Here is an 18,166-nt window from a genome sequence, read left to right on the forward strand (position 1 = left end):
GAATAGATTGTATACATTTTAGCAGTTTCATATAAATAATAGAAATTTATACGAGGTAAATACCATGGGAAATAAAAAAGAAATAGCTATAGTTGCATTAACAACAGGATTCGTTTTAACAAGTGTAACACCATATGGAGTAGGTCATGCAGAGGAACCTGGTCAAATGCAAGTTGAAATTCACGAGGATTCGTTCCGTACAGGTGATCTTACACAACCATCAAAAAAGGCGCCAGAGAATGTAGTGAAAGATGCACTTAAGGAAAATACGGACCATGCTTTGTCTCCAAAACAAGTTAGTGCAGAAACAGGAGTAGATTACAAAGTTCTTCAAAAACGTGGTTCTTATGATGGAACTACACTTGTGCGCATGCAACAAATATATGAAGGAAAAGAAGTGTATGGCCACCAGTTGACTGTTCACGTAGATAAAAAAGGTATTATTAAAAGCATTTCAGGAGCTAGCGCACAAAATTTAACACAAGAAGATTTAAAGAAACCTATTAATTTATCAAAAGAAGAAGCGAAACAATATATTTATAAAAAGTACGGAAACGACATTAAATTTATTTCTGAACCAGAAGTTAAGGCAGTTATTTTTGTTGATGAAAATCATGGGCAGGCTAGCAATGCATATCAAGTTACATTTGCTGCTACAACACCAAATTATGTATCTGGAACTTATTTAGTGAATGCTCATAATGGCGATATGTTAAAAGATATGGTACAAGAATCAAGTTTGAAAATAAGTGAAGAGTATGTTGAATCCGTTAAGGAAAATAAAACTAGCAATTTCACATCATTAACTGGAACAGGAAAAGATGATTTAGGCGTAACTCGTACATTTGGTATTTCTAAACAGACCAGTGGGAATTATGCGCTTGCTGATTACACAAGAGGGCAAGGAATTGAGACATATGATGTAAATTATAGAGATATTACAAATGAAGAAAGTTATTATCCTGGCATACTAGCAACTAGCGCTTCAACAACATTTAATGATCCAAAGGCGGTAAGCGCTCATTTCTTAGCAACAAAGGTATATGATTTTTATAAAGAAAAATATAATCGTAATAGTTTTGATAATAAAGGAAAAAAAGTAGTTTCAGTTGTACATGCATGGGATTCTGGAGGAACAAATGATCCTGAAAATTGGGAGAATGCATTTAGTACTAATATTAATAACATTAGTATGCTTTTATATGGAGATCCTATGGTAAAAGCGTTCGATATAGCCGGTCATGAATTTACACACGCAGTTACATCAAGTGAATCTAACCTTGAATTCTCAGGAGAATCTGGGGCAATTAACGAGGCATTATCGGATATTATGGGAACGGCTATAGAGAAATACATAAATAATGGGGAATTTAACTGGACAATAGGAGAGCAAACTGGATCGACTTTTCGTAATATGAAAAATCCAACTGCAATTAATTTTTCAGAAGGACTACCGTATCCCGATGATTATAGTAAATATAATGATTTAAATGGAGAGGATTATGGAGGCGTTCATTTTAACTCAAGTATTATTAATAAAGTTGCGTATTTAATTGCACAAGGTGGTACTCATAACGGTGTAAATGTAAATGGTATTGGTGAAGATAAAATGTTTGATATATTCTATTATGCAAATACTGATGAATTAAACATGACTTCTAATTTCTCTGAATTGAAATTGGCATGCCTTAAAGTGGCAACTAATAAATATGGAACGAACTCAATTGAAGTTCAAGCAGTCCAAAATGCTTTTGATGCTGCAAAAATTACCGGAACAGTGAAAGAAAACGAAAAAACAGCAGAAAACCAAGCTCCAGAGTTAACTGTGCCGTTTACCATTACACTACGTGTAGGTGATACGTTTGATCCAATGAGAAATGTAAAAGCTGTTGATAAAGAAGATGGTGATTTAACAAATAAAGTAAAGCATAAAGGCGATGTAGATACTTCAAAACCAGGTACATACATTGTGGAATACTTGGTCGTTGATTCCCAAGGGAGAACTACAACGGCTACACAGACTGTAATTGTAGAGGGAAATGGAGAAATATTAGATTTAGAACCTAAATTAACAGTGCCTGTTGGAGCGACAATTCATGTAGGAGATTCATTCGATCCAATGATAAAAGTAAAAGCTATTGATAAAGAAGACGGCGATCTTACTTCTAAAGTAAAAATTGCTGGTGGAGTAGATACATCTAAAGTCGGTACTTACGTATTAACGTACACGGTTACAGATTCTAAAGGTCATGAAGTAACGGCGAAACAAACTGTAACGGTCAAAGTTAGAGAAGAAGTTAAAAATGATAAACCAATACTAAAAGTACCTGCTACAACTTCAATTACTGAGGGTGATCAATTTGATCCGTTGGTAGGGGTATCAGCTACTGATAAAGAGGACGGTGACCTTACTTCTAAAGTAGCGTATGAAGGAACTATAGATACAACTAAAGCTGGTACTTATGAAATAATATATAGTGTTAGAGATTCCATGGGTAATGAGGTAAATACAATACAAAAAGTATTAGTGAAAGATAAAGAAACTAGCAAAGCTAATGGCCTTACTAATAAGACAAATAACAATAATAGCGATAAAAAAGAATATACATATAAGGAGCTTCCAAAGACGGGTGTAAGTACAACTAACAGTGCAGCAATCGGCATATTGATGATTATTACAGGCACAGTACTCACTTTTGTTCGCAAATTTAGAAAGATACAAAAATAATAGTAGGGATCATTCTTTTGAAGAAAAGAGTTCATTATTCAAAAGAAATAAAGTAGAAAGTAAGTAAAACAAAATATGGATTTTTACTTAATAAGATTTTAGTAGTTAAGCGGTGCATTTGGCTTCTATAAAAATTTGTAGTTGGATCATGTTATGTCTACAAAACTACATTACATAAAAAACACGTTATTATTCTCATTAAAATAAAAGAATAGTAACGTGTTTTTTGGTTTGGAAAAAGCATAAATCCTATAGTTCATGAATCTGGGGGTGCTTCTAATCTGCCATTGATGAGTTACTGAAAACATGTTGTTTTAATGGAAGTTTCACTCTAAATGACAACATGAGATTTTCGATATTTACCAGGTGTTTCATTGGTGAATTTTTTAAAAATTTTAGTAAAATAACTTTGATCGCTAAAATTAAGCGAAGCGCATATGTCTGATAAGGGATAGGTGGTGAAAGTTAATAATTTCTTTGCTTCTTCGACTCGTTCACGTTGAATGTACTCAATTAATGAAATACCGACCTCTTTTTTAAATAATATAGATAAATAATCTGAATTCACATTTGCAAATTTAGCAAGTTGTTTAACAGATATTGGATTGTAAATATTTTTAAAAATATAGTTTTTGCAAATAGCAATAGTCTGTGAATATTGCTGTGTTTTTTGTGCCTTTACACGGTCTGCAAAGGTACAAAAAGCATTTTTTAATAAATCCCAAACAGATTCTTTGTCTTTTAAATCTTCTGTTCTTTGAATATGTAAATCATAAATTTTGTAAGCAATCCCAGATGGAAGTCCCCCTTTTATCGCATATCTAGTAGCGAGCGTGATGGATGAAATACAAATGTTTTTATGACGTCTTAATTGATGGAATGAAGATAAAGATGAAAGAGTCTCTTGTTGGAATTCGTAATAATATTTGAGTACGGTTTCTTTATCCCCGTCTTCTATAGAACTAAGTAGTTGCTGCTCTATATATAAATTATGATAAATGGATTCGTCTTTTTGCATTGAAATATATACATCTTCGTTTAAGATGCTGCTATGACTTATATGAAGTGAGTCACTGTTATTTGAAAAGGTGCTTACATCTGAATTTTTTTTATAGAGAATGTTATAGAACAATATCGCTATATTTACAAAGAAATTTTGATCTTTGACTGACAATGAAAAATAATGGTCTCTTGTTCTTTTATAATTTGGAATAAAATTAAGGTTACTATCCGCTTTACTTGTAGAAAAATTTACATGTGTCAAGGGCCCAATAATAACAGTACCGTTCACCATATAATCGCTCTTTATGTGAATTAAAATAAAGTGCCCTAGATATTCGTGAGTTCTGAAGATGGGAGAATTATATGTATCATTTCTCTGAAAAAGCATATGTAACTGTTCTATTTTTGATGTATATAACGAATGTGAATCATTTTTGGATTTAAATTCTAAAAGAATATTTTTGTTACAATCTAAAAAACAAACTGGAATTTCGAAAGATTGAAAAAACATATTGCAAATGTACTCTATCTCAACTAGACTGAGTTTTTTAGTCATATTCTTCCTCCTTACAGTTATGCGTAATAGTTAAATAAACATATATTCCTTTTTCATAAGTAGATACGGAAAACCTTTATCAATAAAAAATATAAATAAAAGTTATAAACTTCTAAGAATAATACCATAATTTAACATGAATAGCACATATTATTTGAATATACAGGTAATAGTTTTGGACAGTAACGTAAAATATGAATCGTCACACTTATTTGTTGGTTATTACTTATATGTATCAAAAAATGATTAAGATTGGATTTTAAATAGGGATAGGAAGTGAGATATGAATAGATTGACAGTAAGTGACTAGTCGAAATTAGCAGTGAAAGCTATTATGTAACAAATGTAATGATTCTTGAAATAGGGATATACGTGTAATTTAGGGGAGAAAATTACATATATCATGTGGAGAGACAACGTAATAATAGAAGATAAGAAAAGTGAATAAGTGATTGTAAACAATGGATTGTTGGACGACTATGTTTTATGTTATTCGTTTAAATCTGATACTTGGCACACTATTGCTTTTAAGAAGGTAATAGTAATAAAGAAATTTTTAAAATGATAGAAGTAGTAAAGGGGATAAGAGAAATGAAAAAAATATTTAGTGTGCTTTTAGTGTTATTCTTAACATTTTCTACATGGTCTAGTGTATTAGTAAAGGCAGATTCACCATCTAAAGGTACTTTAACGATTCATAAGTATGAACAAGAAAAAGATGGAGCGCAGGGACTAGAAGGTGACGGTTCTGCAAATCAAGAGGTGCCAAAAGATGTGAAACCATTAAAAGGTGTAACGTTTGAAGTGAAAAGGGTTGCTTCTTTTGAAAAAATTTCAAACGATGGGAAAATCGTAAAAGAAGACGTGAAACCTGTAATGGGAGCCACTCCAAATCAAGTAGTAACAGATGATAACGGACAAGCTGTATTAAAAGATCTTCCGCTAGGACGTTATGAGGTGAAAGAAGTGGCAGGACCTCCACATGTTAATCTAAATCCCAATACGTATACAGTGGATATCCCATTAACGAATAAAGAGGGTAAGGTGCTAAACTATGATGTTCACATGTATCCCAAAAATGAGATTAAACGTGGTGCAGTGGATTTAATAAAAACTGGTGTAAATGAAAAAGCATTAGCAGGTGCAGTATTCTCTTTATTTAAAAAAGACGGTACAGAAGTGAAAAAAGAGTTAGTAACAGATGCTAATGGTCATATTCGCGTGCAAGGATTGGAGTATGGTGAATACTATTTCCAAGAAACAAAAGCTCCGAAAGGCTACGTAATAGATCCAACTAAACGTGAGTTTTTTGTTAAGAACTCCGGAACAATTAATGAAGATGGAACTATTACTTCTGGTACAGTAGTTAAAATAGAAGTGAAAAACAATGAAGAACCAACAATTGATAAAAAAATTAACGGAAAATTGGAAGCGTTACCAATAAATCCGTTAACTAATTATAATTATGATATTAAAACATTAATTCCAGAAGACATTAAGGAATACAAAAAATATGTGGTAACAGATACTTTGGATAATCGTTTAGTGATTCAAGGAAAGCCAATCGTGAAAATTGATGGAGCAGAAGTAAATGCAAGCATTGTAGAGGTAGCTATAGAAGGTCAAAAAGTAACAGCTACAGTAAAAGATTTCACAAAATTAGATGGTAAAAAAGAATTTCATTTGCAAATTAAATCTCAAGTAAAAGAAGGAGTACCATCTGGTTCGGAAATTTTAAATACAGCAAAAATTGATTTTACAAATAAAAATGATGTAATTGGAGAAAAGGAATCTAAACCTGTAGTTGTTGTTCCAACAACTGGAATAATTGAGTTAACAAAAATTGATGGTGCTAATAAGAGTAAATTAAAAGGTGCAGAGTTTGTACTTAAAGATAAAAATGGAAAAATAGTTGTTGTAGCAGGAAAAGAAGTAACAGGTGTATCAGATGAAAATGGTGTTATTAAATGGTCTAACATTCCATATGGAGACTATCAAATTTTTGAAACGAAAGCACCAACATATACAAAAGAAGATGGTACAAAAGCTTCTTATCAATTATTAAAAGATCCCATTGATGTAAAGATTAGCGAAAATAATCAAACGGTTAAATTAACGATTGAAAATAATAAAAGTGGATGGGTTCTTCCGGTAACGGGTGGCATAGGAACGACTCTTTTTACTGTAATAGGTCTTACGTTAATGGTTACAGCGGCATTTGTTTTCTTCAGAAAAAAGTTTGCTAATAATTAAGATTTTAGGAACATGTAACTATGGGAAAAGGGGAGAAGCAAAATGCTTCCCTCTTTTCGATATTTAAGCATATACAGAGGTGGAAATATGAAACGAAATCTTGTTTTGGGAGGTATTTTTTTATTTGGATTAGGTGTTTTTTTATATCCTACTATTAGTAATTGGTTGGCGACTCGTGCACATTATTCTGAGATTAGCTCTTACGATAAGAAGATCAAAGCGCTACAAAAGAAAGAAGTTGAACGTAGGGAAAAAGAAGCAGCCGAATATAATAAACAAGTTCACACTTCCACGAAAACATTTACTGATCCATTTTCTGAAAAAAAAAGTAATCATCAAGCATATGCTGATGCGTTAAATTTAGGAGATGTAATGGGGTATATTGAAATATCGAAAATTAATATAAAACTGCCAATCTATCAAGGGACATCTGAGGAAGTATTGAGCCGCGGGATAGGTCATTTAGATTTTTCTTCGCTCCCGATAGGTGGAGAAAGTACGCATACTATTTTAACAGGGCATCGTGGTTTACCATCAGCAAAATTATTTACAGATTTAGATAAGTTGAGCGAAGGAGATCTTTTTTATATTCATTCTTTAGACAAAGTTCTTGCTTATAAAGTAGATCAAATTAAAGTAGTGTTACCACACGAAACGGACGATCTACAAATTGTACAAAAAAAAGATTATACAACTTTAATTACGTGTACGCCTTATGGAGTAAACACCAATAGATTGCTAGTTCGAGGTGTGCGTGTGGAGTTAAACGAGAAAGAAAAACAAAAAGTGAGTACAGAGATATTTATATTTAATAAGTGGACTGTAATAGTTCCAATCCTATTGTTATGTGTGTTTCTAGTCGTAATTTATAAGAAAAGGTTAACTAGATAGAATGTATTTATTTATCCTGCATTAATGGACAGTGGGACCGGAAATTCAGAGATAAGTAAAGAAGGTATATAGGGAATGAAGTAAATCCTCATTGATAAATATGTCATTTTATTCGACTATAGAAAAAATACGGTAAAGGTGGGAACAAAGGAATTGAGGCTACGATTAAAGCTGGTAAGTATTCATTTTATTGTTTTGTTAATGTTAAGTGTAAGTTTTGTCGTATATGTACCAAAAGAAGTATATGGATCCACGACAAACTTAGAAGGTCTAGGTGATATATCGCGTTATAATGCAGTTGTCTTTGGTAACCATAAAGCAATAGGTGGCGACATTGAAGGAGCAATTGCAGTTCAAGGTGATATGGATGCATCGGGGTATACGATTGTAGGTGCTGCAGCGGGAACATCTAATATAGTAGGTGAAAAATGGGTTGATGAGGGATATCCGTCCTTGTTATTGTCTGGAAAATTTAAGAAATCAAGAGAAGAATCTTTTATCATTCAAAACGGAATAGTCGTAATGACAAAAGAGAGTGATCCAGATCGCATCATACAATCCTCTTATGATCGTATCGTTTATAAAGAAAAACTAGAAATTGACGCGAAATTTAATGAATTTCGCAATATAGTGAACCAAGTCAGTAAAAATGCAGGTCAATATAAAACGAATACCCCAATTCCAAATATGAGTCATGGAATCGGAAAAGATATAAACAATCCTAATATTTATGTTTCATCAGAATTGACAGGGAAAATCAATTTAGATATAAGAGATGTATTTTTACCAAATGCTAAGGACAAAGATTTTATTGTTATGTATTCGGATGCAACAGAGGTTACATTTAAAAACGGGTCTATTCTATATGACACGAACAATATTGGAAGGGCTACAGATATAGTTCCTACATCACAACCATATTCTCCTAATTCCCCGTTTACTGAGCTATACGGGAAAGTGATTTGGGTTTTTCCAAATGCGAAAAAAATTACAACAGAGGGATATGGTGTCGTTGGGAGTGTGTTTGCCCCAAATGCTGTATTAGAAACAAAAGGCGGCTCGATTAATGGACAAGCATTTGTCGGCGCGGTACAACAAACTGGTGGATTTGAATTTCACAATTTCAAATTTAACTGGCAACATTGGAACAAGCCTAGTACTGGAAAAGTAAAAATAAAAAAAGTTGATAGTAATAATGATAATAAAAAATTGGTGGGAGCAAAGTTTCATATAGAAGATTCAAAAGGAAAAATAGTTGGAGAACTATTAACAAATGAAGAAGGAGAAGCGATATCAAAAGACTTACCAATAGGAAACTATACTTTAGTGGAAAAAGAAGCACCTAAAGGTTACGAATTATCAAAAGATAAAATAGCTGTAAAAGTAGAGAAAGATGCAGAAGTAGAAATTAAAATAGGAAATAAGAAATTGCCAGATCCAATGGGAAAAATGAAGCTTGTGAAAGTAGACATAAGTGATAAAAATAAAAAGCTAGCAGGAGCAAAGTTTAAAATTGAAGATTTAAATGGGAAAATAGTTGGAGAACTAGTAACAAATGAAGAAGGAGAAGTAATATCAAAAGACTTACCAATAGGAAACTATACCTTAGTGGAAGTAGAAGCACCTAAAGGTTACGAATTATTAAAAGATAAAATAACTGTAAAAATAGAAAAAGATGCAGTAGTAGAAATTAAAATAGGAAATAAGAAATTGCCAGATCCAATGGGAAAAATGAAGCTTGTGAAAGTAGACATAAGTGATAAAAATAAAAAACTAGCAGGGGCAAAGTTTCATATAGAAGATGCAAAAGGAAAAGTAGTTGGAGAGTTAATAACAGGTGAAAAAGGAGAAATGATATCAAAGGACTTACCAATAGGAAACTATACCCTAGTGGAAATAGAGGCACCTAAAGGTTATGAATTATTAAAAGATAAAATAGCTGTAAAAATAGAAAAAGATACAGTAGTAGAAATTAAAATAGAAAATAAGAAATTGCCAGATCCGACTGGGCAATTTGAAATTGAAAAAGTTGATGATAAGGATAGTGAATTAAAGCTAAAAGGCGCTGTATTTCAAGTGTTAGATAAAGAAGGGAAAGAAGTTAGTAGATTAATAACGGATGAAAAAGGAAAGGTAATTTCCAACCAATTGGCAATTGGAAAGTATACGATTAAAGAAATAAAAGCACCGAACGGATACATGTTACTTAGGGATCCAATAGAAATAGAAATTACAGAAGCAGTAAAGACACAAAAAATAACAGTGAAAAATGCGAAGAATAATTGGGTAATTCCTAATACTGGTGGGAGCGGAACAACAATTTTTTACGTAATTGGTATTATGCTAATGTTTGGTGTGCTATATTTCTGTAAGAAAAATCGTATATTATGAACTAATTTTATAGAGTTAGACAGATCGTTGCGTTAGAGAGTTTTAGGACATGAGTTCGGTATTGTACTGGACTCATGGTACTAAATTTGTTAAAGGAGGAAGGATAATAGTAAACATAGAATATATTAATGAATTAAAATATTTAAGAGGTGAACATGGTGGCAATAAAACAAGACGAAATTAAAGTAGTTGCCGGAGCTGGAGTGTTTAATAATAATCCAGCTTGGATTCAAACGCAAGAAGATGAACTTAACTTACTAGATAAAGCTACGTGGGAAGAAAGATTTGAATACAACTCTATTTCAGCTATTTTAGCTGAGCATGTATGGGAACACCTTACTTTTGAAGAAGGTGTAAGAGCAGCTGAAATTTGTTATGAATTTTTAAAGCCAGGAGGGCATATTCGTTGTGGTGTTCCTGATGCATTTTTCCGAGATGAAGCATACCAAAACATAGTTCAAATAGGCGGACCTGGCCCGAAAGATCATCCAGCAGCAAGTCATAAAATTGTTCATAATTATAAAACATTAACGGAAATGTTTAAATTTGCTGGATTTGAGGTAGTTTTACTTGAATATTGTGATGGAAATGGTCAGTTTTATTACAACGAATGGGATGCAAACGACGGTGTTATTTTCCGTTCGAAAAGGTATGATTCTAGAAATAAAGGCGATAAACTTGGTTTTCCATCGCTAATTGTCGATGCGATTAAGCGCTAATCATTCAACCAAAAAAGGAGTTAATCCTATGATTTCATAAGTCGCAAATGCGGCTTTTTTATTTGTACGTAAATCTATATTTAATTTTCAATACTATATAACTCGATTTAGAAAATATTTAAGTTTTTCTCAGCGTCAGTCACTTTAAATTAACACTTCGTTGACATAAATATTTATTTTATATTTATATTCGTGTAAAATGAAATGAGAACATATATTCTGTATAAGGAGGCAATCAAAATGATAGCTGAAATTGGGAAACTAAATGATGGATATATTGTGAAATTTGAACGCCAATTTCCATATACGGCAGAAGAAGTTTGGTCTGTTTTAACAGAAAACAGTAAGCTTAAAAAATGGATGTCTAATTTACAAATTGAAAGTCTTAAAACGGGTGGAATAATAAAGTTCGACATGATGGACGGTTCATTTATAAATATGGATATTTTAGAGTGTCAAGTAAATTCAGTACTTGAATTTACTTGGGATAAAGATCGTGTCCGATTTGAAATACATAAAGAAGAAAGTGGGACTCTTTTACTTCTTAAAGAGTACATTCATGTATTAACTGATCATACACCGAAAGATATAGCTGGTTGGCATATTTGCTTAGATCTTTTTTCTTCCGTACTAGAAGGAAAAGAAAAAGAATTTTCTAAAGATGAATGGCAACAATGGTTTGAAACATATAAGAATAAGATCCTTGAAATGAGAGGATAATTGTATAAAAAGTTATATTCATTATGTAATTATTACACTGTAAAAATGATTTTAAAGAAAAATAAGAATAGAGGTTAATATGAAAGTAAATCAATTAATTGCTAATAACATAAATAAATTAGATACAGTGATTCCATTTAATAAGTCGTTTGGAATCGCTGGGTTATCAGGCTCAGGTAAAACAACCTTTTGTCAAACGATTGGTGAAGAATCAAAAAAACGATTAGTTTCTTTATTGCCAAAGGCTGAATATCAATATTTATTTCCTAACATTATGCAAACGAATTTTAGTGCTATTAAGATAGAAGATATGCCTTTAGTTCTTTTTCTAGGAAAATCATCGATTTCTTCCAATCCACGTTCAACAATCGGTACACATACTGGTGTTTTCACAGAGGTACGTGAAAAACTTGCTGATGTATTTCATCTTTCACCTGAGGTTTTTTCATTCAATAACCAGTTAGGCTGGTGTACTGGCTGTAAAGGCCGAGGTACTACTAAAAATATTGAGTGTAAAAAATGTAAGGGAAAACGTTATAGCGAAGAAATCGAACAACATAAGATAGATTTATTTGCTAAACCACATACAATTTCAAATATTAATGATTTAAGTGTTGAGTCTATTCTTTCGTTAGCGGAAGAGTTAAAAATTAGTGAAGCAAAGCAACATATACTGCAAAATATAATTAATATGAACATTGGTTATTTAACATTAAATCGAATTATGGGTACGTTGTCAGGTGGAGAGTTAACAAGACTATATTTGGCTGAATTTATGGCAGTAAGCGAAAATGCTGTAATTATTATTGATGAGATTTCAGTTGGACTTGATCATGAAACATTATTACAAATATTAGAAGAGATTAAGCAGTTAGGGTGTAAAAATCAAATTTGGCTCATTGATCATTCAGATACTGTACTGGATACAACAGATGAGCAATTGTTCTTTGGACCTGGTAGCGGAAAATATGGTGGACAAATTGTGAAAGAATCGCCAAGACCAAAACCAATACTGTCGGATCTAAATAAAGAAGTACCAACAGAATACTATACATTCCATGAATTATATTGCCGTAATATCCAAATGGCGGAGTTTCAAATCCCTAAAAATAGGCTTGTGACGGTTACTGGAGAATCTGGATGCGGGAAATCTACACTTGTCAATGAATGTTTAGCTACAGATTTCTTGAAACGATATCCAAAAGATAAATTAGTTATGGTAGGACAAGATCGAAATCAATCCATTACAAGTCGATCAACTGTAGCCACTTTCCTAGATATTAAAAAGAAACTATCAAAGTATAGTGAAGAAATTGATGATATTTTTGAGCGTTCGATCGAGGATATTATAGATGAACTTCCAAATGAAGATATTGCGTATAAACGCTTGAGTCTACTTATTAAATTAGGACTTGGTTATTTAACGTTAGAACGAAAAACACAAACATTATCAACAGGTGAGTTTCAATGTGTTCATTTAGTTTCGGAGTTATTTGCAAACACTAGAAATCCACATACATTATTTATCTTTGATGAGCCTTCAAAAGGTTTATCCCAAAATATTTTAAATCAATTTATAGATAGTGTTAGAGGGATATTGCAAGATGAATCAGTCTCTATCATTATGATTGAACATAATAGTTACATGTTAGAAAGCTCTGATTATATTGTAGATTTCGGGAAAAGACAGCCTGAATCTATAAAGCATCTTGATGTAGTAAGTCATGAAAATTATTATCGTCAAAAAAGCAGTGTGAATAATGCTGAGCAAATACATATTTCTTCAGCACTTAAGCATAAAGAAGGCGTTCACTATTTAGAAGAAAATCATATTAACTATTTTAAAAATGCCGAAAACCTTTATAAGGGTGGTATTTTAAAAAGTTTATCATCAATGGCCCGTTTAATTTATGGCGAATATGAATCTGATACAATTGCACCTGTTGTTGCTATTGATCTTGAAAGACATTTATATAGTCAATATAGTTTCTTATATGAGATTGGTGGATTAATTAATCATATTGTAGCTGCTCATCCAATTAATAAAGATACGAGAAGTTTTGATTTCTATTCACAGGACAATCATTGTCCATCTTGTTCTGGACGTCTTCAAATTGAAGTTTTTGATAAAGATATTGCCATTCAAGATAAAAGTGTTCCATTTTGGGATGGGCTATTCGATCAAGAAATCATGAAGGTATTAAAATTTTATCAGCATGAAAAAATAGAATTTCTATTCGAAGAAATAAAAAATGAGCTTGGTCACGATTTGTCAAAGAGCTATAATGATATGTCAGAAGAAGAAAAGCATACGTTTTGGTACGGATATTTTGAAAAATCATTTTATGATAAAAAAGGAAAGACACGCAGAACATGGGTAGGGTTTAATACAATTATTGGTGGATATATTGTTATTTCAAAAGCACCTATTAAAGAAGAAATTAAGAGTTCAAAAAAAATGATGAAATGTCCAATTTGTGAGGGGACGGTTTTAAATCATCATAAACCACTTAAATTTGGTAACGTAGATATTCGTGAAATAATCAATCAGCCTATTAATAAAGTATTGAAAATAGTTGGTGATTTACCGGCACTTGTTAAATTGAAGTCTCTTGTTGGTGGCGATATGGTATTGACGGAAGATGTTTCTTTATTGCCAAGAAAAGCACAAGTTGCATTGAAAATGTTTGAATTAGAACAAGCAAGCTTTTCAAACTATGAAATGGTGTTACAAAATGTCTTACCATTCTGGAGCGAAATAAAAGGAAATATCGAATCCATTAGTGTTAATAATCAGGTAACTGTTTGTGATTTCCCTAATGTTTATGAAACGAGAGAAACCATTATAGATAAGTATTTCACAAATGGTAAATATAAAAAACTTACGTATGTATACGAAGCGTTTGGATACAAAAAATTAGTTACCCAAATTAATAAAATTAAAAAAAGTAATCTATGTCCATTTTGTAAAGGTAAGAAAGTGATAACCGAAGATAATCTACATGATGGTGTCTTTAAACTAACAATTCCATGTGTAACTTGTAATGCAAGTGGTATTAATGACGAAGGGTTAAAAGAAGTTGTCGAGGGCGTGGATGTACAAACGTGGTTAACTGGAAAAGTAAGTGATGTTGTGAATGAAAGCTTATTAACAGAAGCTGTTGGACAAATACCCATTTTCAATCGCATACGTGAGTTGGATAAACGAGATATGATGGCGGTTTATGAATGTCTTGAGAGTAATCAGTAAATTTTATTAATATATGTGTTATTAACATAAATTAATAACACATATATTCTTTATAATGTATATATTAGCGTAGTATGATTAATACAAGGTAATGAAAGAAGATCCAATTTCTTAATATCAAAATTAAGAAATTGGATCTTTTAGTATTTTTATGTCTCCATACAATATTTTTCAATAAGAAAAGAAGTAATATGGAAGGAGAGATACAAAACAAATAGTGATAAACGATTAATATATTATGTAATTATTATATTATAAAAGCGAAAATTAAGGTTTAAAATGGTTCGTAAGTGATATGTTTTTGTTTATTAATCTATTTTGCATTGTCTGATTTTTTAAATTTAACAGAAATATATACTTGAATGAAGTATATATTTCTGTTAAATTTATCCTATGGATAGAACAAGTTTAATTAAAGGTCATTTAGAAATGTGTGTATTATCTATTTTATCGAAAAAGAAAAGTTATGGTTATGAGATCATGAAAGAACTTGAAATAAACAATTTAAAATTGAAAGGAGTAGGAAGTATTTATCCTATTTTAACTAAGTTGAAAAATCAAGAGTGGGTTAACACTTATCAAGAGGTAACAGACAGTGGTAAAGTGAGGATTTATTATGAAATTAATGAAAATGGGAAAATACGTCTTGAGAAGAAAATTAATGAGTGGTTAGAATTGCAATTGGACATTCAAACATTATTAAAAAGCGGTTTGAAAGGAGACCTTCTGAAATGAGGAATAAATTGATAGGTAAAGAAAAGCAATTTTTAAGAGATGTACTTAAGGAATTAAAGCAATACGATATTAGTTTAGAAGAAAGGGAAAATATTAAGAGACAAATATTAGAACATATTCAAGAGTGTCATGAACATGGTGAAGACAGTATAGATGATTTAGGTACCCCTCAATTATTTGTTAAAGATTTTATAGAAATAAATGAAATTGATTTACAAGTTAAAATGAAACAACTTCAAAATGAAAAAGGAAAATTTAACACATTTATCTTACGTGGCATATTCATCGCAATTATTACTTACCTCATCTCGCAAACTACATTTTCAATATTTTTAACTGAATCATTTAATTCAACTAATAGCAAAAATACATTTAATTATAATATTTTATATCGCATATCAGAGAATCAATGGTGGAACGTTTTATTAATAATGATTAGCTTTATGCTCTCTGTAGTAGTGTTTATTAGCTTAGTAAGTTATAAAAAAAGAAAGCTATCTAAAGTATAATGAAGAAAACTATCTATAAACTATTTCAAATCTATATTCTTTGTAATGTAATAGTATTATGTATCATTTATCCAAAAGCATATGCTCAGCAAGATATTAAAGCTACTTTAGATAAGTATATTGAAAAATTTATAAAGGAACAGAATATTCCAGGGGCTGCTGTTGCAATTGTACATAATAAAGATGTATTCTTCACTAAAACGTGGGGGATTACTGGGGAATCTGAAAAAAAAATAACTAGTAAAACACCATTTGCAATCGGCTCAATAAGCAAATCTTTAACAGCTTTAGCTATAGTGAAATTAATAGAAGACAAAAAGATAAAATTAGAGGATTCAGTTCAACAACATCTTCCTTGGTTTAAACTAAAAGATTCTCAAATATCCTCATCTATAACAATCCAACACCTTTTAACTCATACAAGCGGAATAAACACATATGAAGGCTTATTAATATCAGATAAGCAATCCAAAAGTTCTACAGCATTAAAAGAAAATGTAATGAGACTTTCAAATGTAAAATTAACTGCTCTACCAGGAGAAAAATATCAATATAGTAATGCGAATTATATTGTTTTAGGTGCACTTATTGAGGAAATTACAAATGATACATATTCCTCATATATGGAAAAACATGTTTTTCAGCTATTAAATATGAATGGTGCGGCAGCAAGTAAAGAAACTGCATATGAAAAAGGCTATTTAACAGGTTATCAGTCATGGTTTGGCATACCAAGAAAAAGTGTAGTATCCTATGATAATGCCGGGGCACCGTATGGTTATATTACCGCAAATTTGGAAGATATGATTCAATTTATTATGTTTTTGAATCGACAAGAAGATACTCAATTTTTAAAGAAAGAAAACATCGACCTTTATCTTACACCACTTTATAACATAAATTCAGAAAAAAGCTATGGTTTTGGATTAAGAACAACAAGTATAAATGAAAGCGAAACGATGATTTGGCATTCAGGATCAACGCCCGATGCTCGTACAGAAATATTTACTTTAAATAAAAGTGGCTGGGGTGGTGTGATTTTAACAAATAAAAATCATGTATTAGAAGAACCAGCACTTTCAGTATTAAAAAAGGGGATTATTAATATTTTGAATGAAGAAGAACCGGTTGATCCCCATAAAAGCATACCATTTACACAAATTGTTATGTCTACAGTTATACTCGCGCTTTTCATTTCATCAATTATGTTAATTAAAAAATATAAACATAAGGAAACTGTAAAAAAATTAACTTGGTTATTCGTAGGGGCTCTATTCCTACTATTATCTATTATTTTCATCCCACTTCTTACTTATTGTACAAGCTCACCATGGCGTACGATAAAAATATTTGCGGCAGATGTAGGTTTACTTACAAGTATTATAGTAATTTTATTAGCTGTGAACGGATTATTATCAATCTTTATAGGCATAAGACAGAAGAGTATATAAGGGTAAATAATTAAAGAAATATAATTCAAACGTTATAAACAGTTGACCCTCACATAATGTCATTGTTTAAGATAAAGTTGAGCTTCAAAGTAGATGTAACTTATAGGAGGAAATCATGTTTAAAATAGGGGATTTTTCAAAACTATCTTCCATTAGTATACGAATGTTGAGACACTACGATAAAGTGGAATTACTACAACCAGTAAAAGTCGATGAGCAGAGTGGATATCGATTTTATTCAGCAGACCAATTAAAAAAAGTAAATCAAATTCAAACGTTAAAAGCTATGGGGTTTAATATTGCTACCATCAAAGAAATAATAGAATGCGATAATATAGATACCATAAAAGAGCAATTTTTTAATCGTAGTGCTCAAATTAAAGAAGACATGAATAACCTCCAAAAACAATTACGTCTCCTCGAAGACTCAATGAAAACGATGAGAGAGGATGTTGTTGAGATGAATTATCATGTTTCAATAAAAGAAATTCCAGAAAGAACTGTAGCTAGTGTTAGAAAGATTATTCCATCGTATAATTGCGAAGGTGATTTATGGAGTGTATTAATGCAAGAAATTCAAATGAAAAATATTAGTATTGCCCAACCGAGTTATAGTATTGCGGTTTTCCATGATCGTGAATACAAAGAAAATGATGTGGATATAGAAATACAGCTAAGTATTCTTGGTAAGCACGAAAATACAAAAGACGTTACATTTAAAAATATGGAATCGACTAATGTAGCTTCTATAACAGTTAATGGAAGTTATGAACAGATGACAGCTGTAAATGAGGCTGCGGCAAAATGGATTGAGACAGAGGGTTACAAATTAGCAGGCCCGATGTTTAATATTTATCATGTGAGCCCAGCGATGGAATCCGATCCTAATAAGTGGGTTACAGAAGTTTGTTATCCAATAAACAAATAAGTAATAAAAAAAGGCATGTTTTATGCCTTTTTT

12 protein-coding genes are annotated in these 18,166 nt (G+C 31.4%); 11 read left to right on the top strand and 1 reads right to left on the bottom strand.

Annotation, left to right across the window (positions count from 1 at the left end; all coding sequences use genetic code 11):
- Window positions 1-64 precede the first annotated feature (64 nt).
- Entirely contained in the window at window positions 65-2,728 is a 2,664-nt protein-coding gene (locus EBQ15_RS05485; protein WP_000527048.1) for a M4 family metallopeptidase, read from the top strand.
- Between the two features lie 331 nt (window positions 2,729-3,059).
- On the opposite strand, the gene EBQ15_RS05490 is transcribed toward EBQ15_RS05485, so the two are convergent.
- Window positions 3,060-4,286 (bottom strand): AraC family transcriptional regulator, encoded by a 1,227-nt coding sequence (locus EBQ15_RS05490; RefSeq protein ID WP_000162834.1) that lies wholly within the window; start codon window positions 4,284-4,286, stop codon window positions 3,060-3,062.
- 591 nt (window positions 4,287-4,877) lie between these two features.
- Here EBQ15_RS05490 and EBQ15_RS05495 point away from each other — a divergent pair.
- The 10 genes from EBQ15_RS05495 to EBQ15_RS05540 all read left to right on the top strand — a co-directional run bounded on the left by EBQ15_RS05495 (window position 4,878) and on the right by EBQ15_RS05540 (window position 18,133).
- Window positions 4,878-6,539, top strand: a complete 1,662-nt coding sequence (locus tag EBQ15_RS05495; RefSeq protein WP_000719306.1) for an LPXTG cell wall anchor domain-containing protein — start codon at window positions 4,878-4,880, stop codon at window positions 6,537-6,539.
- Between the two features lie 87 nt (window positions 6,540-6,626).
- The gene (locus EBQ15_RS05500) at window positions 6,627-7,430 is read left to right on the top strand and encodes a class C sortase (protein ID WP_001999842.1); all 804 of its coding nucleotides are present in this window, start codon (window positions 6,627-6,629) and stop codon (window positions 7,428-7,430) included.
- A gap of 153 nt (window positions 7,431-7,583) precedes the next feature.
- Window positions 7,584-9,821, top strand: a complete 2,238-nt coding sequence (locus EBQ15_RS05505) for an MSCRAMM family protein (RefSeq protein WP_001239485.1) — start codon at window positions 7,584-7,586, stop codon at window positions 9,819-9,821.
- A gap of 155 nt (window positions 9,822-9,976) precedes the next feature.
- A complete protein-coding gene (locus tag EBQ15_RS05510; protein WP_000225716.1) occupies window positions 9,977-10,540 on the top strand; it encodes a class I SAM-dependent methyltransferase in 564 nt (187 codons plus the stop codon).
- A 240-nt stretch (window positions 10,541-10,780) separates the two neighbouring features.
- Entirely contained in the window at window positions 10,781-11,260 is a 480-nt protein-coding gene (locus EBQ15_RS05515; RefSeq protein ID WP_000559835.1) for an SRPBCC family protein, read from the top strand.
- Between the two features lie 79 nt (window positions 11,261-11,339).
- Complete coding sequence (locus EBQ15_RS05520; protein ID WP_000867775.1) at window positions 11,340-14,510, top strand: ATP-binding cassette domain-containing protein; 3,171 nt, start codon at window positions 11,340-11,342, stop codon at window positions 14,508-14,510.
- 429 nt (window positions 14,511-14,939) lie between these two features.
- Complete coding sequence (locus EBQ15_RS05525; RefSeq protein WP_002094025.1) at window positions 14,940-15,245, top strand: PadR family transcriptional regulator; 306 nt, start codon at window positions 14,940-14,942, stop codon at window positions 15,243-15,245.
- Window positions 15,242-15,754, top strand: coding sequence for a hypothetical protein (locus EBQ15_RS05530; RefSeq protein WP_001244705.1), 513 nt, complete (start codon window positions 15,242-15,244; stop codon window positions 15,752-15,754). The genes EBQ15_RS05525 and EBQ15_RS05530 overlap by 4 nt, the downstream gene beginning before the upstream one ends.
- Complete coding sequence (locus EBQ15_RS05535) at window positions 15,754-17,205, top strand: serine hydrolase domain-containing protein (RefSeq protein WP_000751428.1); 1,452 nt, start codon at window positions 15,754-15,756, stop codon at window positions 17,203-17,205. Before EBQ15_RS05530 ends, EBQ15_RS05535 begins: the two co-directional genes overlap by 1 nt.
- Window positions 17,206-17,320: 115 nt before the next feature.
- Window positions 17,321-18,133, top strand: a complete 813-nt coding sequence (locus EBQ15_RS05540) for a MerR family transcriptional regulator (protein WP_000472627.1) — start codon at window positions 17,321-17,323, stop codon at window positions 18,131-18,133.
- Window positions 18,134-18,166 lie beyond the last annotated feature (33 nt).

This window comes from Bacillus sp. 2D03, from assembly GCF_003946765.1.
In the GTDB taxonomy this organism is placed as follows: domain Bacteria; phylum Bacillota; class Bacilli; order Bacillales; family Bacillaceae_G; genus Bacillus_A; species Bacillus_A cereus.